General features: G+C 55.5%; 17 protein-coding genes and 1 tRNA gene. 12 read left to right on the top strand and 6 right to left on the bottom strand.

The window, feature by feature from the left end:
- Positions 1–109 precede the first annotated feature (109 nt).
- From JTM80_RS12080 to JTM80_RS12065, 4 genes are all read right to left on the bottom strand, one after another.
- Complete coding sequence (locus JTM80_RS12080) at positions 110–1,297, bottom strand: DegT/DnrJ/EryC1/StrS aminotransferase family protein (RefSeq protein ID WP_172356298.1); 1,188 nt, start codon at positions 1,295–1,297, stop codon at positions 110–112.
- A gap of 589 nt (positions 1,298–1,886) precedes the next feature.
- Entirely contained in the window at positions 1,887–3,200 is a 1,314-nt protein-coding gene (locus JTM80_RS12075) for an NF041680 family putative transposase (RefSeq protein WP_172353244.1), read from the bottom strand.
- A 222-nt stretch (positions 3,201–3,422) separates the two neighbouring features.
- Entirely contained in the window at positions 3,423–4,337 is a 915-nt protein-coding gene (locus tag JTM80_RS12070; protein ID WP_172356302.1) for an ABC transporter ATP-binding protein, read from the bottom strand.
- 244 nt (positions 4,338–4,581) lie between these two features.
- The gene (locus tag JTM80_RS12065; RefSeq protein WP_068509389.1) at positions 4,582–4,719 is read right to left on the bottom strand and encodes a photosystem II reaction center protein K; all 138 of its coding nucleotides are present in this window, start codon (positions 4,717–4,719) and stop codon (positions 4,582–4,584) included.
- Positions 4,720–5,123: 404 nt separating this feature from the next.
- Here JTM80_RS12065 and JTM80_RS12060 point away from each other — a divergent pair, with 404 nt between their 5' ends.
- Together JTM80_RS12060 and JTM80_RS12055 are read left to right on the top strand one after the other, a co-directional pair.
- On the top strand, positions 5,124–5,348 hold the full coding sequence (locus tag JTM80_RS12060) for a DNA-directed RNA polymerase subunit omega (RefSeq protein ID WP_068509385.1): 225 nt from the start codon (positions 5,124–5,126) through the stop codon (positions 5,346–5,348).
- A 36-nt stretch (positions 5,349–5,384) separates the two neighbouring features.
- Positions 5,385–6,056 carry a hypothetical protein gene (locus JTM80_RS12055; RefSeq protein ID WP_172356304.1) on the top strand — a complete coding sequence of 224 codons (672 nt, stop codon included), beginning with the start codon at positions 5,385–5,387 and terminating at the stop codon, positions 6,054–6,056.
- Here JTM80_RS12055 and hemF read toward each other — a convergent pair.
- Together hemF and JTM80_RS12045 are read right to left on the bottom strand one after the other, a co-directional pair.
- Positions 6,053–7,126, bottom strand: a complete 1,074-nt coding sequence (hemF, locus tag JTM80_RS12050; protein WP_205369493.1) for an oxygen-dependent coproporphyrinogen oxidase — start codon at positions 7,124–7,126, stop codon at positions 6,053–6,055. The genes JTM80_RS12055 and hemF overlap by 4 nt on opposite strands.
- Before the next feature lie 308 nt (positions 7,127–7,434).
- A tRNA-Ser gene (locus JTM80_RS12045) sits at positions 7,435–7,526 on the bottom strand.
- 154 nt (positions 7,527–7,680) lie between these two features.
- Between JTM80_RS12045 and JTM80_RS12040 the strand changes: the two genes are divergently transcribed.
- The 10 genes from JTM80_RS12040 (at position 7,681) to JTM80_RS11995 (ending at position 20,850) form a co-directional block, all read left to right on the top strand.
- Positions 7,681–7,953 (top strand): bluetail domain-containing putative surface protein, encoded by a 273-nt coding sequence (locus JTM80_RS12040; protein ID WP_205369492.1) that lies wholly within the window; start codon positions 7,681–7,683, stop codon positions 7,951–7,953.
- An 891-nt stretch (positions 7,954–8,844) separates the two neighbouring features.
- On the top strand, positions 8,845–9,966 hold the full coding sequence (locus tag JTM80_RS12035) for a glycosyltransferase (protein ID WP_172356333.1): 1,122 nt from the start codon (positions 8,845–8,847) through the stop codon (positions 9,964–9,966).
- 191 nt (positions 9,967–10,157) lie between these two features.
- A complete protein-coding gene (locus tag JTM80_RS12030) occupies positions 10,158–12,404 on the top strand; it encodes a polysaccharide biosynthesis tyrosine autokinase (RefSeq protein WP_172356335.1) in 2,247 nt (748 codons plus the stop codon).
- 73 nt (positions 12,405–12,477) lie between these two features.
- Positions 12,478–14,304 carry a heterocyst formation ABC transporter subunit HepA gene (gene hepA, locus JTM80_RS12025; protein ID WP_205369491.1) on the top strand — a complete coding sequence of 609 codons (1,827 nt, stop codon included), beginning with the start codon at positions 12,478–12,480 and terminating at the stop codon, positions 14,302–14,304.
- A 131-nt stretch (positions 14,305–14,435) separates the two neighbouring features.
- Complete coding sequence (locus tag JTM80_RS12020; RefSeq protein WP_172356338.1) at positions 14,436–15,500, top strand: glycosyltransferase family 2 protein; 1,065 nt, start codon at positions 14,436–14,438, stop codon at positions 15,498–15,500.
- 77 nt (positions 15,501–15,577) lie between these two features.
- Positions 15,578–16,438: a glycosyltransferase gene (locus tag JTM80_RS12015; protein ID WP_172356340.1), complete on the top strand. Its 861-nt coding sequence runs from the start codon at positions 15,578–15,580 to the stop codon at positions 16,436–16,438.
- Between the two features lie 20 nt (positions 16,439–16,458).
- Entirely contained in the window at positions 16,459–17,667 is a 1,209-nt protein-coding gene (locus JTM80_RS12010) for a glycosyltransferase family 4 protein (RefSeq protein WP_172356342.1), read from the top strand.
- Positions 17,627–18,619, top strand: coding sequence for a glycosyltransferase family 2 protein (locus JTM80_RS12005; protein ID WP_172356344.1), 993 nt, complete (start codon positions 17,627–17,629; stop codon positions 18,617–18,619). Before JTM80_RS12010 ends, JTM80_RS12005 begins: the two co-directional genes overlap by 41 nt.
- 148 nt (positions 18,620–18,767) lie before the next feature.
- Positions 18,768–20,186 carry an O-antigen ligase domain-containing protein gene (locus JTM80_RS12000; protein ID WP_172356347.1) on the top strand — a complete coding sequence of 473 codons (1,419 nt, stop codon included), beginning with the start codon at positions 18,768–18,770 and terminating at the stop codon, positions 20,184–20,186.
- A 100-nt stretch (positions 20,187–20,286) separates the two neighbouring features.
- A complete protein-coding gene (locus JTM80_RS11995) occupies positions 20,287–20,850 on the top strand; it encodes a chlorite dismutase family protein (RefSeq protein ID WP_172356351.1) in 564 nt (187 codons plus the stop codon).
- The last annotated feature ends 95 nt before the right edge of the window (positions 20,851–20,945 follow it).

Raw genomic sequence — 20,945 nt, 5'->3', positions numbered from 1 at the left:
ATTCCACTGTTTAAACTACTGAAACTACTGAAACTACTAAAACGCTCCAACGTCCCAGTGCCCCGACGATCCAATCACTCCCGCATCCCACGTCTCATCCCACCATGATTCAGCACGACACCGAAAACGGCGCACTCACCGCCGCCTCGATCGCCCCGACGACGCGCTGAATCTGAGCGTCTGTCATGCCGGGGTAAATCGGCAGCGATAGCACCTGATGGCTCAGCCGCTCGGCATTGGGAAAATCTCCCAGTTTATAGCCCAGATAGCGGAAGGCGGGCTGTAAATGGCAGGGTACGGGATAGTGGATGCCTGTGCTGACGCGGCGAGACTCTAGCGCAGCTTGTAAAGCAACTCGCTCTAGAGGGCAGGCATTGGTTACACACACCACGTAGAGATGATAGGCGTGGCCGCCGCCGCTGACATTGGTGATGGGCTGGATTCCCGCAAACTGGAGGGGGGCCAACAGTTCGTCGTAGCGCTGGGCAATCCGCAGGCGATCGCGGTTCCAGTGGGGCAGGTGGGGCAGCTTCACGCCCAGCACAGCGGCTTGCAGCGTGTCTAGGCGGCTGTTTACGCCAAACTCGGTGTGGTAGTGCTTGCAGGGTGCGCCATAGTTGCGGAGCGATCGCAGCCGTTCGGCAATCTGCGCTTCCCGCGTTACCACCATGCCGCCATCGCCCAGCGCCCCCAGGTTCTTGCTGGGATAAAAGCTAAAGGCAGCCGCCATGCCAACGGAACCCGCACGATAGCCTTCGCGCTCCGCCAGATGCGCCTGGGCTGCGTCTTCAAAAATCATCAGGTCGTAGGTGCTAGACAAATCGAGCAACTGACGAGGCGACACCATTTGCCCGTAGAGGTGAACCGGGATGATGGCCCGTGTGCGGGGCGTAATCGCCTTTTCGGCGGCCACCAGATCTATCAGTGCGGTATCAGGTTCGCAGTCCACCAGCACCGGGGTTGCGCCCGATTGCAGCACGCCGATCAGCGTCGCCACAAAGGTATTTGCAGGCAGCAACACCTCATCGCCCTGCCCGATGCCGCAGGCCCGCAGCCCCAGGGTGATCGCATCCGTCCCAGAGCCGACCCCAACGCCATGCTCACTGCCACAGGCGCGGGCAAAGGCGATTTCAAAGTCGAGCAGCGCCCCACCCAACACAAAGTCTCCTTGGAGCATTGCCGTCTGAATCACTGCTTCAAGCTGAGGCTGGAGCGACCGATGCAGCAGCGCCAGGTCTGTTAGCGGGATGGGGGATGAGATGGCTTGTACCGGGGGAATTAGCACGGAAATAGTCATAGCAAAACGGGATTTTGGGGGTTCAGACGCTAGAGGGTCAGGGAACTTTCGCTGTCATGCTGGGGCGAGCAGGGCTAGAAGGTTGCCTGATTAGGGTTTACGAGCTTCCGCATGATTCTGACTTTTGCACTTACTGCACTTACCGCAATTGCATTGACTGCAATTGACAACTGCGATTGGCTTCGATTGGCTCGATTGGCTTCGATTGGCTCGATTGGTTTCGATTGGCTCGATTGGCATCAGTTGCCGCCTTTGGAACCGGGGGATTTGGAAATGGCTCCAACGGTCTTCTATGCTTCAACAGTCTCCAATACTGTTATGCGGGATGAATGCTAAAGATATCTGTAGGGGCGGCATAAAGAATTAATGAAAGCTGAGTTGGGATGTAACAGTGAGGGCGCGTGTATCCCCTTAACTGAAAGCAGTTCAGCCCCTTTCGAGTAAGAATTGCGACTTTGGTTCGCATCATTTCTACACTTTAGTTTGGACTAACTGGCATCACAATAATGCTCAACAGGATGCCATAAAGAATCTGCTCAACCGTTCATAACAGTTGAACTTAAGGAATTGGATACAATCCTGCTCGCAGTTAAGCTGCTGTTGCAACCGGACTGTTCAGGGATTGTTCGGATGTCTTGCGTTTCGAGGCTCGTTTTTTGACCATCGGATAGCAGGGACGAGGAGTTGGCTTGTGCCCCTTGCCTCGTCCTGGCGATTTACCACGAGGTTTAGGCGCAGGAGCAGGGGTGCCAATCGCTGCCAAAATGCCTGCAAACGCTTGTGCGACCCGACCCGGAGTCAACGTTTCTTGCGGTGCCTGCCAGGGCAAGGGGTGGTCAGTACAGTCCTTTCGCGCTAACCACAACTGCCAACTGAGCAACGGCATCAGGCTGCTCCACTGTTCGGTTGCCGATACAGAACTGAACTGGGGATGTGTCCAATATAGCCTCTGCTTGGCAAAGCGATACCAGTGTTCAATGGCAAAGCGACGGAGGTAGTGCAACCACAGGGTTTCTAACGGAGGCATCTGCTCACCCAGCCAAACTAACCACAAAGGAGCCAAGCGTCGCGTGCTGCTCTGTGTCTCCAGCACCTCCACGCGCAACACTTCCATTGCCCGTTTAGGGGATTTGCGGAAATGGTATGCACTCCAACGACTGACCCGCACTCGTCCCCAGTTGGGATCATCGACTTCAACGGTTTCGACCGGGACACTCCAAGTGTCAGGGTCATTGAGTTTCATCTTATGTCCATGCTTGGCAGGTGCGCCTCGCCCTCGATACGCTGGGGGCGCGCCATAGACACATCGATTGGATGTAACCCGCAGCAGCAAGTCTGCCTCAATCCCTGCCGTTTGGTTGACAAAACTGGCATTGCCGTACCCTCGGTCGTAGATCGCCAACGGACGCACCGCTAACTGCCGAGTCACTTGTTTGAGTTGGAATGCCGCTTTACTGGCGGGTGTTTCAAAGCTGGTGATGCGCTCATGCCGCAATGGTAATGCCCAACTGCCCCTGTCTTCAGCAATCCAGGCTAAGGTACTGTAGTTTTGTCCGGCTATCGGGGCATGTCCTGTTCTGCCTGATAAGGTGCGGTCTTTCAAACGCCTGGCAGCAGGACGGTTCCACCGACTCGCATCACCTGCCAACAACGGTTGCTGCTGAGTCGGTATCTGCTGCACCAACAGCTTCAGCACCTTTGAGCGGGGTAGGCGGCTATCGCGCAACGCTTCATAGGTGCTCGACCACTGGCGACGAAAGACAGGACTCTGCGATAGCCTCACAAACGACACGATGCACGCACTCACTAACACGGCATCCATCAGATCAAACAGGGCATCTCTGGCGTTTCCCAAGCTGGCATACAACGTTTGGCGAAATTGCTGAAGTTCGTTGAAAATCATGGGGTCAATGTTGGTTGTACTTCATTGACCTTACGGCAGTCGGTGCTTCTCATTGACTGCCTTCCTCTTCACCATTAGTCCAAACTAAAGTCTACAGGAAATACCGGAGATGGAGCAGGTCAGGACGTGCCCCACATTTTTCTGCTGCGGTGTTGCTGTGCAGCAATAGCGTGCAGAGTTCGTATGCGGAGTTTGTATGCAGAGTTCGTATGCAGTTCCTGCTCAAGCTTTGAGGCGGGTGAGCTTGAGAAAAATATCGGTGAGGCTGGCTTCGTCTCGGGTGATGCTCAGCAGGGGCAGGGGGTTGAGGATGTCCAGAACTGGATACAGCAGGGACGAATCGGGGACGGTGAGGGTGCAACCCTGCACTAAAACCCCCAGCGCGTCTATCTTTTGCAGGCGATCGCCCGTGAGCGGACTCTCCAATTCAATATGGTAGGCAGAGCCAGAAAACTGACGGATTAGCTCAGGGGTGGCTTCCTCCGCCACAATTTCACCCTGACGGATAATGGCAACGCGATCGGACAATTCTTCGGCAATGTCAAGCTGGTGCGTGGTCAGCAGGATGGCGCGGCCTTCGGCAGCGATCTCTCGCACCAGTGCCTTCACCGCCTGCGTCGCCTCAACATCCAGCCCTAAGGTCGGCTCGTCCAGCAGCAGCAGTTGCGGGTCGTGGATCAGCGAAACGGCGATCGCCAGCTTTTGCTGCATCCCCCGCGACAAAGCTTGCACCACGGTTTTGCGCTTTTCCGTCAGCCCAAACCGCTCCAGCAGCGCCTTTCCTCGCTGATGCGCCACCCGTCGCGATAACCCCCGCAGCACGCCAAAGTATTCCAGGTTTTCCTCACAGGTCAAGCGCCAGTAGAGGTTGCGGTTTCCTTCCAGCACTGCGCCGAGCGATCGCAGCGCCCGACTGTCTCGGTGCGGATCGCGCCCAACGATTTGCACCTGGCCCGCATCGGGCAAAATCAGCCCCGCAATCATCTTGATGGTGGTGGTTTTGCCTGCCCCGTTGGGGCCCAGAAACGCCAGCACCTCGCCCGCACTCAGCACCAGCGATACGTCTCGCACGGCGGGCACTTCTATCTTCTTGTCTCGATAGACTTTTCTCAGACGTTGGGCGCTCAAAACTGGCATACAGAAGCAAAGTCCCCTTGGCAGGCTACTGGCAGGCGACCACTAGCGGATGATGTGGATTAGAAAGTTCCTTGTGTAAACGAATCGGGTGGACTGGGCGAATCAGCTAACTGGGGCAGACCCTCAGGACACAAAAAACTACGGCATGAAAGGCATGAAAAAAGGCGGGAACCAACCTGTCCCCACCCCCTTCAAAGAACCTGAGAAAATCAAAACCTCGGTAAAGCAGCTTAGGCAAAGCAGCTTAGCGGAAGCCCACGGCGGCTTGCCACACAAACGCCAGCAAAAAGAAGAACACGGGAATAATCGGCAGCACATCTACCAGGGGGTCGAAAATTGCGTAGGCTTCGGGCAGTTTTGCGAGTAACAGAGCCGCTTCCATGAGTGAAATAACCTCTCCAACACAGATCTCATAATTGGTGCATATTTTAACATGCGGTTAGGTTCCGAAACTATGCCTGCTCCGATTTTGTCCAGAGATTTTGCTCTATCACGTTGATCCAGCTAATCCAGCTTAATCCAGAGATCCAGAGGTTTTGCCCAGTGATTGCCCAGTGATTGCCCAGTGATTGCCCAGTGGTTGAATTCAATACCTTTGCCAACAGAGTGCCCATAGAGCGATGGATTGATGAGCCTTGCGCTACTCTCAGCGCAACTTTGGTTTGATGGTCGGCATCAACCGCGACTCGATTGGCTACACTGGAGTACGTCAGTTGGTTTGCGCGTTGACTTGATTTAGTTGACTTGTTTACTTGTTCTGTTTACTCGTTCTAAGGATTGGCAGCTATGAAACGGTCTCATTTTGATTCCAGCCATTTAATGCGTCGGGCTGAGGATCTCATCAACGCGGCTTCCAATCGCTATCGCATCACAGTTCAGGTGGCCAACCGCGCTCAGCGCCGCCGCTTCGAGGAGTTTGACAGCCTGGATGATCCCAAGATGAAGCCCGTGATTCGCGCCATTATTGAAATGTCGGACGAGCTAACTCAACCAGAAATTATTGGTGAATAGCGTAAGCTCAGTTGGAAGGAATGTGGAGGGGAGACCATGCGATCGCGCTCACGCCGACAAACCCGGATTCGGCTGCTCTCTCGGTTAATTGCCGCACTGCTGATTGCGGCAGGCATGTTGCTGGCGATGGGGCTGATTGCGCCAACCCAGACCCGCTATGCCAACTCGCCGCTGGGGGCACAACGGGCGATCGCCCAGCAGTATGGCGTTCCCATTCCCAGCCGCGTGGCGGAGGAGATCTATCGCCGCCTGCCAGAGATACCGCTCGAAAATAATTACATCTCTCAGCGCACGGGAGCCGTCGATCCCGAAGATACCTTCCTCAGCCGGATGATCCGATACCACACGCTGATTAAAGGGCGATCGCCCATCTCCCGGTTTGACTGGAAGCTGACCCTCGCGGATTACCTGGGCATCAACGAGCCGATGGTTCCCGGCTCCTATCCTGGGGCCATTAATCTCACTACCAATCCTCTAGAGGCAGACACCGCCGTGGTCAACCAGTTCACCCGCGCCCAGCGCGACGCATTGGTGAACACGCTCGTTGCCTTTTTTAACCCCAGCGTGCTAAATCCGCCGCCCCAGTTGACACCCTCTAGCATGTCCGCCGAAACTCCCCAGCAGAACGCGCCCCCCGTTGGTCGTGGCTCCACTCAGCCCCTGCCGCTAGAGCCACGACCCGGAGATGCTCAGCTTTTGATGCCCTAACCGTTCCACTCAGCCCAGTCCTGCGGCTTCAGAAACACCTCGTATAGCTCTGCTTCGGGTGTGCCCGGTTCCGGCTTGTAGTTATATTCCCAGCGCACTAGCGGCGGCAGCGACATGAGGATTGATTCGGTGCGGCCGTTGGTTTGTAGTCCAAAAATCGTGCCCCGGTCGTAGACCAGGTTGAATTCGACGTAGCGCCCGCGCCGATAAAGCTGGAAATTCCGTTCGCGATCGCCATACTCGTCATGCTGATGCCGTTCGGCGATAGGCACATAGGCGGGCAAAAAGGCGTTGCCACAGTCCTGCACAAAGGCAAATAGGTCTTCCCAGGTGCGTCCCTGCACGGGGCCGACCTGCTTGCTGTAGTCGGCTGCGGGGGTGTCGCTGTGGGAGCCGGGATAGGAAATGGGATAGAGGATGCCCTGCGTGTCTTGATAGTCGAAGAAAATGCCGCCCACACCGCGCGTTTCACCGCGATGCTTGAGGTAGAAGTACTCGTCGCACCAGCGCTTAAAGGCGGGGTAATAGTGCGGGTTATGGCGATCGCACGCCGCTTTGATGGTTTTGTGGAAATGGGCGGCATCTTCGCGGGTGGGATAGTAGGGCGTGAGGTCAATGCCGCCGCCAAACCACCACACTGGGCCCGCCTCAAAGTAGCGGTAGTTGAGGTGAACCGTAGGAATGTAGGGGTTGCGGGGATGCAGCACCATCGACGTGCCCGTGGCATAGAAGCCGTGCCCCGCCGCTTCTGGGCGCTGCACCAAAATCGATGGGGGCAGATCCTTGCCCCACACTTCTGAGAAATTCACACCGCCCTGCTCAAACACACGACCGCCCTTCAGCACGCGCGATCGCCCGCCGCCGCCCTCTTCGCGCACCCAGCCATCTTCCTGAAACTTGCCCTCGCTGTCTAGTGCCTCTAGTCCCTGACAGATGCTGTCTTGCAGCGCCTTCAGCGCTGTGCTGACACGCTCCCGCGAATCCGCAGGGGGCATTACATTAACCGCAGCGTTCGTAGAGACGGAACTGGGAGACGGAGAAGTCGCTTCGGGAGAGGGAGACGTTGCCATGATGGAAAAAGAACAGTTGCTAAAAGTAAAGGAAATGATCGACGAAACATCCGCAGCACTGATGCTGCATCCGGTTTTCACCGTTGCCGGATCTAGACTATCCCGGAACGATGCCCAATGCTTATGCGGTCAACAAATGTAACGAAAAGTGCAAAAAAGCTTAATAGACATAGCTAAGGCTTCGTTCAGCGGGTAGAAGCGATCGCCCACTTCCAGCAATTTCAACCGGCTCAACTGCTGAGTGCGCTCGATCGCTAGGACGTGACCCAGCCCTCTCTGAGCAATGCCCAAGGTTCATAAATCTAGAACGGAGAGAGAGGGATTCGAACCCTCGGTACGGACTTTCGAACCGTACAACAGATTAGCAATCTGCCGCTTTCGACCACTCAGCCATCTCTCCAAGATGCCGAAGCTTCATTTTAACAGAAGTCTGGTGTGCATACAAACTCTTTTGGAATGCAACAACGCAATCAGAAAAGGCACTAGACGGGGGCAGCAACTTTGCTGACAGACTCGTTCCAGCAGCCTGTTGACGCAAACAGCGATCCCGCAGGTTGTTTAATGCCGGGGTGAAAACTGGGCGATCGCTCGAAGCAGCAGTCCAAGCCGCATACCTCGACAAAAACCTGGCCCGACGAGGCAATCAGCGACCCCTGGCAAACCAAGCGGTCTTCTTTGAATGGCGAAACCGTACTTATCTTTCGGTGAACGATAATCAAGCGGGCTTTTCTGCTGTTCGTGATTTGCTGATCAACGTTACGGCGATCGCCTTGAGTGCGGGCGATGCCCAGGCAGGAGTATTGTCAGTCGGCAATTACTTTGCCTAGAGAGACCATTCTAAACTTAGCAAGGTTGTTCACTGCGAGCCGGTTTTGTAGATGTTTTGTCTGGGAGTGATGACTGTAAGGTGAGAACTTTTGAATGTGAGAATTTCTGGCTGCCAAAAATGCTGTATCGGATGACAATAGCCAGGTTTTTCCTAATGTTCTGAATAGGAAACGGTAGCGATTAGCAACTCAGAATAACTGTCAAAAACACTGTCAAAAAACAGTGCCAAAAAGCGGCTAGGGAGCAGACGGTTTTCCCTGGCCGCTTTTGCATGGGCTATGCATTGGACTAGTACAAAACTAGAAAATTGGGGCGATCGCCATTGAGGATGTATCTGATGATCTCAGTAATTATTCGGATATACCCGGTCGTTTCCCGTTAAAAAAACATGAACTTCAGACCGAAAGATAAAAACTAGTGATAGAAGCTGAAAGTGTTTGTCCTCAGGGCTTTGAACCTCCGAAGAGAGTCGTGCCCTCTTGATAACTTCATGAAAAATTCATGATCTTGCCCTTATATATGAAGATTATGTGAACCTTTGTTGGCGACGACATCGTACTTTTGCGAGTTCCGGTTAGTCTACATAACTTCTAGCACCAAATGATATTGATGCTGGAAATAATGCTGGAAAGTGCATCTGTTCTACAGCCTGCTGCGCTGGTTCTATGACGTTGGCCTTAATGGTCTAAATCGGGGTTCCAATAGCGTTCTAAATGGTGATCTAAAGGGTGCTCTAAAACTTTGACGACTTAAAAAATATTGAAATCAGGTCAGGTTGCTGATTGGGGTTGAACAATCCGCGCTTTATCGATGCCTTGACTGTTATGTAAATGCTTCCCGTTTTGCTCATGGCTGGGATATTGAACTAGCTAGATACAGAGTTTCTAACCATGAAAGTTGCGCTGGTACACGACTATCTAACTCAGCGGGGCGGGGCAGAGCGGGTTTTTGAACTGCTATGCCGATATTTTCCAGACGCAGATATTTACACGTCTTTGTATGACCCGGAGCGCACGATCGAACTGGGCGATCGCGAAGTGCGAACCACCCTTTTGCAGGCGATGCCCAATGCCTCGAAGTATTTCAGGCTGCTGGCTCCGTTTTATTACCCAGCATTTCGAGCGCTCGATTTGCGAGATTACGATCTGATCGTGAGCAGCAGCACCAGTTTTGCAAAAGCCGTGCGAAAAGGGGCCCACGCAAAGCACATTTGCTTTTGTCATAACGTTCCTCGATTCCTTTGGGATACGCAAAACTATCTGCGCGAATATCGAGATTTTCAGACGTTTTATCCTGCTATCGATGTGGTGTTTAAGATCCTGAGAAAGGCAGACTTGGCCTATGCTCAGGAACCAGATTTGTACATTGCCAATTCCAACACAGTGGCTCGACGAATTGAGGCGCTTTACAACCGTCCGGCGGTGACGGTGAATTATCCAATTGATGCCAGCCTGTTTCAGTTTTCGGACAAAAAGGATGACTTTTATCTGGCTTCGGCGCGGCTGCTGGGCTACAAGCGGGTGGATGTCATCGTGGAAGCGTTTAGCAGGCTGGGCTGGCCGCTGCTGGTGTCGGGGGAGGGGCCGGATCGCAAGCGCCTGGAAAGCATGAGCGCCAGAAATATCCAGTTCTTGGGCTACGTCAGCGATGAGGAGCGGGCTAGCCTGCTGGCGCGGGCGAAGCTGGTGGTGGTGGCGGCGCTGGAAGACTATGGTCTGGTGCCTGTGGAGGCGAATGCCAGCGGTACGCCCGTGGTGTCCTATGGCGCGGGTGGCGTGCTGGATACGCAGATTCCAGGGCTGACGGGGTTATTCTTTCAAGAGCAGACGGCTGCTTCGCTGGAGACGACGCTGCTAGAGGCGGTGCGGATGCAGTGGGATTATTCCAGGATTCGGGATCACGCGCTGAGTCGATTTACCAAGAAGGTCTTTTTTGACAAGATTGGGGAAATTATCGACGGGGTGTGCGATCGCCGAGCGGTTGCGTTTAGCTCGGTGAGTCTGGCTCGATGAGCCTAGATGAGCCTAGCTGAAGGGGTTTGTTTCAAGGTGTTCTTTTGTTTCAGCGTGTGCTGCAAAAATATTCGTCCAGAGTGTTCATTGAGGGCGTTTGTCTAGATTCAGTGATTAAGCTCAGCCAGAAAGGTCGTCATAAAGGTCACTACCGGAGTTCCAGATTTTGAGTTCATGCGGGATGAAGAATCATGTTTGAGGCGAAACTGAATGGAGCAGCCGACTCGGAACTCGGCTATGGGCAGCTTTTTGCCACGCTGATGCGGCGGCGGCTGTTGCTGCTGGGGGTGCTGCTGAGTACGATGGCGGTTTCAACCTTGCTGTCGGCCCGCAAGGACGCGACCTATCGCAGTTCGATGCAGCTTTTGGTGGAGTCGAACTACGAGCAGAAGGCGAATCTGCGGGGGGCTGTGCCAGAGACCCTGTTCACGGCTCCAGCCGCAGTCGAAATTGACTACGCCACGCAAATTCGCCTGATGCAAAGTCCCATCCTGCTGGGGCGGGCGGTGGAGGCGTTGCGCTCTGAGTATCCTGACTTGGGGCTGGAGGACTTGAAGCGGGGTCTGGCGGTGAGCCGCGTGCTGGAAACCGAGGACAAGATTGAGACGAAAATTCTCCAGGTGGACTATACCAGCGGCGATCCGCTGAAGTCGCAGCGGGTGCTGGAGGTGATGAAAAATGTCTACCTGGCCTATAACTTGGAGCAGCAGAAGCTCCGCCTAAGCAACGGTCTGTCGTTTATTGACGAGCAACTGCCTACAGTGCGGGAGGAGGTGGCGAATGCAGAGCGATCGCTCGAAGATTTCCGCGAAGGGCAGGGCATTATCGACCCAGAGCAGCAGGCTACGGAGTTTGCGAAGGCGCTGAATGCGATCGCCGAACAGCGCCGCGCCATCCAGGCCGAATTCCAGGATAGTCAGATGCGGTTTCGTGACCTCCAGCAGCAGCTTGCCCGCACGCCCCAGGGGGCGATCGTCGCGTCGCGCCTGAGCCAGTCGCAGCGATTTCGCAACTTGCTGACCTCGCTGCAAGAAACTGAACTGGCGCTGGCGGAGCAGTTGGTGACCTATACCGATCGCTCGCCTACAGTCCGCAGCCTAACGCAGCAGCTTGACCGAGAGCGGGCGCTGCTCCAGCAAGAGGCTAGACGCATCCTGGGCGATCGCGCTGAGCTTTCTGAAGACAAACTCTATACCGAAGCTCAGATGGGCGAGGTGGAAATGGGGCTGGCTGGGCAGTTGGTGGCCACGCAGACCAACCTGGTGGGCTTGCAGGCTCGCGATCAAAGTCTGGCCCAGGCCGAAGCCCAGCTTCGTAACGAGCTAAACCAGTTTCCGCAACTGATTGCCGAATACAACCGCCTCCAGCCCGACATCACTACCAAGCGCGAAACTCTCCAGCAGCTTTTGAAAGCGCGTCAAGAGTTGGCCATTGAAATTGGGCGCGGTGGCTATAACTGGCAGGTGGTGGAAGCGCCAGAACAGGGCATCAAAACGGGGCCACGAGTGCTGACCGATCTGCTGCTGGGAACGGTGCTGGGGCTGTTTTTGGGCGCAATGGCGGTGTTCTTGCGCGAGTCGATGGATGATGTCATCCACTCGCCCGAAAAGCTGACAGAAACGGTCGCTCTGCCGCCGCTGGGCATGGTGCCAAGGCTGCCGCGCAGCATTGTCGGTCAGCGCTGGCCGCTGGGGGGTCAGTTGCCGCTGTCTGGGCGATCGCCCGCTGCGTTGCCCATGCTGCAAGCCGCCCAGTGGCCGCTGTTTCGAGAGTCGATGGATCTGGTCTACAAGAGCCTGCGGCGCAGCAGTCCGGTGTCGGCCCTGCGATCGCTCGCTATTACGTCTGCTTTGGCGAATGAAGGCAAAACGCTGGTGTCGATTGGGCTGGCCCTGAGTGCGGCACGACTGCATCAGCGGGTGCTGCTGATTGATGCCAACCTGCGATCGCCCAGCTTGCACCACCAGCTCAACCTGCCCAACCGTCAGGGACTCTCCACCCTGCTCAGCGGAGAAGATCGGCAGCCCCTACTGCACAGCATCGGCGCAAATACTGATGTGCTGACGGCGGGGCCGCTGTCCAGCGATCCGGTGCGCCTGCTCAGTTCCGACGAACTGCGGGACTGGATTAGAGCGTTTGAAAAAGACTATGACCTAGTGATTCTGGATTCCTGCGCTGTGCTGGGCGTGGTGGATGCGATTCAAACCGCCTCGCTTTGCGAAGGCGTTGCCGTCGTCGCTCGTCTCGACAGCGTCTCCCAGTCTAGCCTGATTCAGGCAGCCACGGCGCTCAATGGCTTGAATGTGATTGGAATGATTGCCAACGATGTAAAGGGCGCTCAGGTGGCCTACGGTCGCCCGTCGGGACTGGGGGCCCTGTTTGCCGAGTCCGTTTCTAACCGCGAAACTGCCGAATCCGCAGGACGAGATGCCGCCTAGCAAAGGAGGTTAAGGAGCTTTATAAAGACTGCGTAGAGATCCGGGATAACTAAGCTGTTTTGTTGCTACGCCCATGTTTTTCAAACTGCTTCAACTGATTCGCAAGCCCCTAAGAGCAACTCGGTTTTGGCAAGAAAACCACTTGATCTTGAGGGAGTTCAAAAGCTTTCGCTGGCTGGCGATCGCCGCAGTTTGCTTTGCCCTTTTGGCATCTATTACAGAAGGGTTTGGGCTGGGGTTTTTGCTGGCGTTTCTGCAAAGTCTTACCTCACCGGATGCACCGCCTGTCCAGACTGGAATTGAATGGTTTGATGTTTGGGTATTAGGGGTTAACGCCCCAGTTACCCAGCGGATCTATCGCGTGTCTGGACTGATTGTGGCGGCGACCTGCATCCGGGCCGTGTTTAATTATCTGGCGCAATATTACACGCTGACGAGTGAAGTCACCCTCATCGATCGACTCCGCAAGCGCGTGTTTGAGCAGCTTCAATCGCAGCGTCTCAGCTATTTTTCTCAGACTCGATCGGGGGAACTGGTCGATGTGTTAACCAGCGAAATGGAGCGGATCAGAAATGCTTTTGGGGCAATGTCATTTCTGATGACCCGTGCCTTTACGCTGCTGGTGTACGCGATCGCCATTCTCTTACTATCCTGGCAGCTTTCACTCATTTCGATTCTCCTCTTTGGTGGACTGGCCTTCGGATTTTCTAAGCTGAACAAACGGGTACGGCGGCGAAGTACCAGAACCTCTCAAGCCAGCGGACGACTGACTTCCATCGCCATCGAATTCATCAACGGAATCCGCACTGTACAGGCCTTTTCTGCACAAGATTTTGAACGGCGGCGGTTTTATCAGGCCAGCACAGGACTGGTTCAAGAATGGAAAACGGTCTATCGCCTGTCCTGCCTGGTGCGTCCGCTGGCAGAGGCTTCGGCGACCTTTGTGCTGGTGGGCATGATTATCCTCGCGCTCACCAATCGCATCATGCCCGTTGCGTCCTTGCTGACGTTCTTATTTATTCTGTTTCGCATGGTTCCCTACAGCCAGGACTTGCTGGGTGTGTTTTCTCACCTCAGCACCATGATGGGGTCTGTAGAAAATATCAAGCGGCTCTTGAGCGATGAAGGCAAGCAATTTTTTGAAGACGGTACGCGCAGTTTTCCTGGATTGTTTCATGGGATTGAGTTTGTAGCTGTTGATTTCGGCTATGACCCCGATCATCTGGTGTTAAAAGATATTAATCTTTGCATCGAAAAAGGCAAAACCACGGCCCTGGTTGGGGCATCGGGTTCTGGCAAATCTACGCTGGCAGATTTGATTTCTCGCTTCTATGACCCAACCGCTGGGCGGGTGCTTTTAGATGGGATTGATTTACGAGAGTTCGAGATCGATTCCGTTCGCCATCGGTTGGCGATTGTGAGTCAGGATACGTTCATTTTTAATGCGTCTGTTCGCAGCAATATTGCCTACGGCTCTGAACAGGCCACCGATAGCGAAGTGTATGAAGCCGCACGGTTGGCAAACGCGCTGGAGTTTATTCTAGAAATGCCGGAGGGGTTTGAAACAACGCTGGGCGATCGCGGCATTCGGCTATCGGGTGGGCAGCGCCAGCGAATTGCGATCGCCCGTGCGTTGTTACGAAATCCAGAAATCCTGATTTTGGACGAGGCTACCAGCGCTCTGGATTCGGTGTCTGAAAGACTGATTCAGGAAGCGCTCGAAAAACTCTCGGTAGGGCGAACCGTGCTGGCGATCGCCCATCGACTCTCTACAATTTCAGGAGCCGACAAAATTGTGGTGCTAGAGCAGGGAAGAATTGTCGAGCAAGGCGGCTACCGAGAATTAATTGATCGGCGCGATCGCTTCTGGAAATACTACCAAATTCAGCAGGCATCCTAAGGTTGAGACGGGTTCAGGTCACGGCTTTGAAAAGAATTTTGAAAAGGGCTTTGAAACCGCTGTTAATAAAATTCAGGGGCATGGACAAGCAGAGACAAGGAACTTAAAGAAACCGATTAAAGCGTAAGCCGATGAATCATCAAACTGCACTCGTGAGCGTTATTATTCCGACCTATAATCGTCCGACTTTTCTGCGGGCGGCGCTTCAAAGTGCAGTTCGGCAAACCTATCAAAATATTGAAATTATTGTTTCCGATAATTGCAGCCCCAAAGATCCGAAGGCGATCATTGAATCCTTTGATGATTCCCGAATTCGTTTTTGGCGAAATGAGAAGAACTTGGGACTTTTTGCCAACGCGATAAATGCTGTCAAAATGGCGCGGGGCAAGTATCTAGCCTTCTTGCATGATGATGACCTCTGGAGCGATCGCTTTTTAGAGAGGCTGGTTCCGCTATTGGAACAATACCCCGAAGCAACGATTGCTTTCTGCGATCAGTTCATCATCGACGAGACGGGAAAAATCAGCGCCTTTGCCACGCGCAGGATGACGCGAGCCTATCGGCGCGATCGCCTCCAGAGCGGACTCTACCAACCCTTTGTCGAGGTTGGTCTGGTTCACAAATCTGTCCCCAGCGTTGCGGGCGCTGTGATTCGGAGAGTGTCAATCGACTGGGCGAATATTCCATCGGAAGTGGATAGGATGCACGACCTCTACATTACCTATCTGTGCTGCAAAGATGGGCAGGCTGCATATTACCTTGCCGACAAGCTGGTTTACCATCGAGAACATCCAAACACGGATACCTTTTTGAGCGGCCGACGAGATGGGCTAGCCAAAATTTCTAAAGCTAAAGTAGAAATCTTTTGCTATCAGCGCTTTCTTCAAGACAGCAACCTGCGTCCATTTAGACCTCATTTCAAGAAGATTTTGCTGCACGCCCAAACAACCTTGGGCATTGGGCTGCTGTTGGCGAATCGTCCGTCTGAAGCCCGAGTTCATCTATTTCAGTCGCTCAGGGGTCGGCTGTTTAATATGAGAACCTTGGTTGCGCTGATGCTGAGCTTGCTGTGTTCGTTGGTGCTGATGGAGCGATCGCACGAAGACGATTCAGATCACTTTTTGAGTCTCAATCGAGTCGAGTCGATCCGCATCTCTCAGAGCATTCAAGACGCGTTTAAGAACACCGCTCGTTAGCGCCTTGTGAGTCCAACTTTTTTGCCCATTCTGACTAATTCACTTTTAGCATCTACCCCATTCGCGAATTCCAGCCCATGAAAGTTAGCGTGATCATTCCCTGCCTAAACAATGCGTCTACTCTTGCCACCCAACTGGCGGCTTTGGCAGCCCAACAGTACGCAGAGCCGTGGGAAGTCATCGTGGCAGATAATGGGTCTACAGACGACACTGTGGCTATTGCAGAGCAGTTTGGCGATCGCCTCCCCAATCTGCGTGTGGTAGATGCCTCTAGGGTTGGTGGCAGCGCCCATGCCCGCAACGTGGCGGCGGCAGCAGCACGGGGCGAGTTTCTGCTGTTTTGTGATGGAGATGATGAGGTGGGCGCAGGCTGGGTTGCTGCGATGGCTGCTGCCCTGGAGAAAGCCGATCTGGTCGGCGGGTATATGGAATATTGGCGGCTCAACGAACCCTGGCTGGTACGGGCTTATAGCTACGAAAATGGATTGAAGCTGTTTGAGTCGGGATACCTAAAATTTGCCAGCGGGTGTAATTTAGGAATTCGTCATGCTGTTCATGATGCGGTTCATGGATTTGATGAAACGCTGTTGCGGCTTCAGGATGTGGACTATTCCTGGCGCGTGCAGCAGGCTGGATTCAAACTGAGCTATGCACCTGATGCGATCGTTCACTTTCGGCTGCGCGGCAGCATTCGGAGCGTCTGTCGCCGAGCCTTCAAGTTTGGATATACAGAACCATTCCTTTATCAGAAGCATCGAAACAAGGGAATGCCGCAAATCTTGAGTTGGAAGTCGATCGTCAAAACGGTGGCGCTGTTTCCGGTTCGCCTGATTGCCTCGCTGCGCGATCGCGCTTCGTTGTGCAAGGTGCTGATGGAAGGCTGCTGGCGCGGCGGCGAACTCTATGGCTGCATCAAACACCGATATTTGCCGCTTTAGCATAGCTGGAGGCAGCGCGAGTGAAACTTTGCATTGTGACGCATCGGGTGGTTCCAGGAGACGGGCAGGGGCGCGTCAACTACGCCATTGTGCAGCACGCGCTGGCAGTAGGGCATTCGGTAACGCTGCTGGCCAGCGAGGTTGCGCCAGACTTGGTGCCGCATCCGGGGGTGACTTGGGTGGCAATTCCGTCCGAGGGGCTGCCGACCGAGTTGCTAAGAAACTTGGTGTTTTCCTGGCACAGTCGGCGCTGGCTGACAAAGCACGCGGTCGAGTTCGATGTGATTAAGCTCAACGGCGCGATTACCGATTTTCCGGCAGGGGTCAACGCGGTGCATTTTGTCCACCATGACTGGCTGCGATTCGCGAAGCAATCCCTGCGGGAATCGTCCGCCAATCACCCTCCTGGACTGCGGGGTCTGTATCAGCGGCTCTACACCCTCCTGAATGCCCATTGGGAAAAACAGGCATTTCAACAGGCGACGGTTTTGGTGGCGGTTTCTCAGCAGGTCAAGCAGGGGCTGCTGAGGCTAGGAGTGCCTGCGTCGAAGATTCGAGTCGTGCTAAACGGAGTGGATGCCACAGAGTTTGTGCCGGGTTCTGTGGAGCGCGATCGCTGGGGACTGCCGGGGAACGTGCCGATGGGCCTATTTGCAGGAGATATCAAAACGCCGCGCAAAAACCTAGACACTGTGCTTCGCGCCCTAGCTCAGGTGGCTGGGCTGCATCTGGCAGTGGCGGGCGATCTGCAGGGCAGCCCCTATCCCCGCTTGGCACAGGATTTGGGGGTGGGCGATCGCGTTCATTTTTTGGGTTATCGCCGCGACCTCAAGGATCTGATGCAAGCCGCCGACCTGTTCATTTTTCCATCCCGATACGAAGCCTGTTCGCTCGTGCTGCTAGAAGCCATGGCCACCGGACTGCCAGTGGTGACTGCGGCAACCACGGGCGGCGCAGAAATCGTCACCCCCGACTGCGGCGTGGTGCTGCCCGACCCCAACGACGTGGAGCATCTGGCCCAAACGCTGAACGCGCTGATTGCCGACTCCACGCGGCGATCGCAACTGGGCCAGGCGGCCCGTCGCCGCGCCGAAGCCCACACCTGGAGCGCAATGGCGCAGCAATATCTGGACTTGTTTGACGCGCTGTGCTGCCCTGCCGCTGCTGATCATCCCCAAACTGCCAACCATGAAACTTACCGTCATCATTCCCACCTACTGCCGCGCTGACGACCTGCGGCGCTGTCTGGCGGCCCTGGCTGAGCAAGTGCGATCGCCCGATGAGGTGATCGTGGTGGTGCGCGAGACGGATTGCGACACCTGGAGTTTTCTAGCGTCTGAGAAGAGTTTCCCCTTGCGAAACTTGCAGCCCAATTTGCGAACGCTGAGCGTGGCTCTGCCGGGAGTAGTAGCGGCGATGAATCGGGGCTTGGACGCTGCCCAGGGCGATGTGGTTTGCTTTACAGACGACGACGCTGCGCCCCACCCGGACTGGCTACAGCGCATCGAGCAGCATTTCCTGGCCGATCCCCACTTGGGCGGACTGGGCGGGCGCGATCGCATCCAGCACTTGCCCGAATCTCTGACCGGCCGGCCCTGCACCGTGGGCAAGCTGCAATGGTTTGGTCGGCCCATCGGCAACCATCACCTGTGCATGGGCGCGGCGCGAGAGGTCGATATTCTCAAAGGCGTGAACATGAGCTTCCGCCGAACGGCGATCGCCCACCGACGATTCGACACCCGGATGCGCGGCTCTGGGGCCCAGGTTCACTTTGAACTGGCCTTTAGTCTGGCGCTGCGGCGCGACGGCTGGCGACTGGTCTACGATCCCGCAGTCCTGGTCAATCACTACCCCGCCCCCCGGCATGACGAAGACCAGCGCCACCAGTTCAGCGCGATCGCCCGCCAAAACGCCGTCCACAACGAAACCCTGGCGCTGCTGGAACACTTGCCACCTGTGCAAAGAGGGATATTCTTGCTCTACGCCGTGCTACTGGGGCATCGGGATGCCTTTGGGCTGGCCCAGTTGGTGCGCTATTTTCCGCAACAGCGCGATTTAGCCATGCGTCAGTGGGCGGCGGCCATGCAGGGGCGCTGGCAGGGCGTTCAGACCTGGTGGAAAAGCCGAAAGCGGGGTCTGGGAACGGGGGTTGGGGGGCAGGAGTTGGAGATGGGAGGGTAGAGAAGGATTTTGGATTGGGGATTGTGGATTTTGGATTGGGGGTTGGGTGGTTGGATGGGTTGACTGAGTATGTCTTCTGTGTGTGAGGGTGCGTGAGCCGCCTGCCGTTTTGCCTGCGTTTTGCCAACGTTTTGCCTGCGTTTTGCCTATGGAAGTCATTTCGAGTCCGCAGCCGAGTGCCAGTCAGTCCTTACCCGGATGGATTGCGATCGCCGGGGTGTTTGGCATTGCCACGCTGGGGGCCCTGGTAGGGGCAGGGAGCCTGGTGCGGCTGTTTTTTCCGGCCTCGGCGCTGCTGGTGGCGGTGTTGCTCTACTTCCGCTATCCGCTGCTCTACGTTGGGTTTGCCTGGTGGGTCTGGTTTCTCACACCGCTGCTGCGGCGCGTCAGCGACTACAACAGCTTTTGGGATGAAAAGGGCGTGATTCTGCTTGCGCCCTATCTGGTCACGTTTGTCAGCGTGCTAACGCTGGTGCGCTATCTGCCCCGCACGTCGAAAATTGGCGGACTGCCCTTTGTGCTGGCAATGGCGAGTGTAGTCTATGCCTTTTTGATCGGACTCATTCTCGATAATCCGCCGCTTGCCGTGGTTCGCTCTTTCCTAGACTGGATTTGCCCAATTCTGTTTGGCTTTCATCTGTTTGCAAACTGGCGCGACTATCCCAGCTACCGCAGCAATTTCCAGCGTGTATTTCTCTGGTGTGTCTTGCTCACAGGGCTGTACGGCATCTACCAATTCATGGTTGCGCCGCCGTGGGACGGTTTTTGGCTAATTCGCACCAAGCTGGTCAGCTTTGGCAAGCCCGAACCGTTTGAAATCCGCGTCTGGAGCACCATGCACTCGCCCGGTCCGTTTGCGGTGGTGATGATGGCAGGGCTGCTGCTGCTGTTTTCGGAGCGCAGCGTATTGGGTATTCCAGCAGCCGTCAGCGGCTACCTGTCTATTCTGCTCAGCATGGTGCGCTCGGCCTGGGGCGGCTGGGTGGCGGGGCTGCTGGCGGCCTTTGCCTCCACCACACCCAAGTATCAAATGCGGCTGGTGGTCACGATTTTGGTGCTGGTGCTGTGCGTCACGCCGCTGACGGCAATGGAGCCGTTTGATGAGGTGATTAGCGAACGGGTCGAGTCGATTTCTAACCTCGCCCGCGACCAGAGTTTTCGCGATCGCTCTCGCAACCACGACCGCGACTTCAACGTGGCCATTACGCGGGGACTGGGGCGCGGCATGGGCAGTACGTGGATTGTGAATGAGCGCAACGGCAAGCTGGAAATGATTGTGCTGGACAGCGCCATTCTCGACATTTTCTTCACGCTGGGCTGGGCGGGTGCGCTGCCCTACTTGGGGGGAGTGATCTTCCTGCTCGTCAGCCTGTTCAAAGATTCTGCTGCCCGTTCCGACCCGTTTGCCAGCACTGCACGGGGCATTTCGCTGGCAGTGTTTTTTCAGTTTATTTTTAGCAGCGTCATGCTGGGCCTGTCAGGCATGATTCTATGGGGCTTTATGGGCATCGCCCTGGCCGCCAGCCGCTATCATCGCCATCGCAAAAATCTGCTGAAGGTGTTGTAAGGCCACAGCCGGAGTAATCCTCCTCCCTGGCTTCTCAGCCCGCACTCATCTGGGCTGATCCAAAGTTGACTAAGCTGCTGTGAAGCACGTTTGAAACTCTATGGGCAATCAATACTCGTTTGTTGGCGGAACGCGAGGACTGTGGCGGGTGCAAGAGGTTCGACCAGTCGCAGGGGCTGGCCTAGCCCCAGTGAAGCGGCTTGATATTGTAAACGGGGCGATCGCCCCACCGCCACCCGACAGCGCCTGGGTGCTTCGCAGCTTTGCCAGCAATGTCCGCTATGCCAAGCGGGATGAACTAGATACGCTCCGTGCAGTGCAGCCCGACCTCAACCGGGCAGAAGCCGTCTCCGCTGTGCTGATCCCCATTAAAAAATCGGCTCAGTGGTGGGACATGGCGCAAGACGAGCGCCGCGCCATTTTTGAGGAACAGTCTCACCATACGGCCGTCGGGCTGGAGTATCTGCCGGGGGTGGCCCGTCGCCTGCTCCACTGCCGCGACCTAGGGGAACCGTTCGACTTCCTCACCTGGTTTGAGTTTGCACCAGAACACACTGCCGCGTTTGATCAACTGCTGGTGCGGATGCGGGCTAGCAAGGAATGGGACTATGTGGAGCGGGAAGTGGAAGTGCGCCTAGAGCGCGACGACGCAGCGCAAACCTGAACACTCGCCCTGCCGACGCAGCCTCACGCCCACAAAAGCCTAATGCAGACCAGCAAGCCGGCCAGCAAGCAAATCCAACAAGTTTGGCAACGACC

The sequence above is a fragment of the Thermoleptolyngbya sp. PKUAC-SCTB121 genome (assembly GCF_016919485.1).
GTDB classification, from domain to species: domain Bacteria; phylum Cyanobacteriota; class Cyanobacteriia; order Elainellales; family Elainellaceae; genus Thermoleptolyngbya; species Thermoleptolyngbya sichuanensis.
The sequence above is the reverse complement of the archived record's forward strand: the minus strand, read 5'-3'. Positions and strand labels throughout refer to the sequence as shown.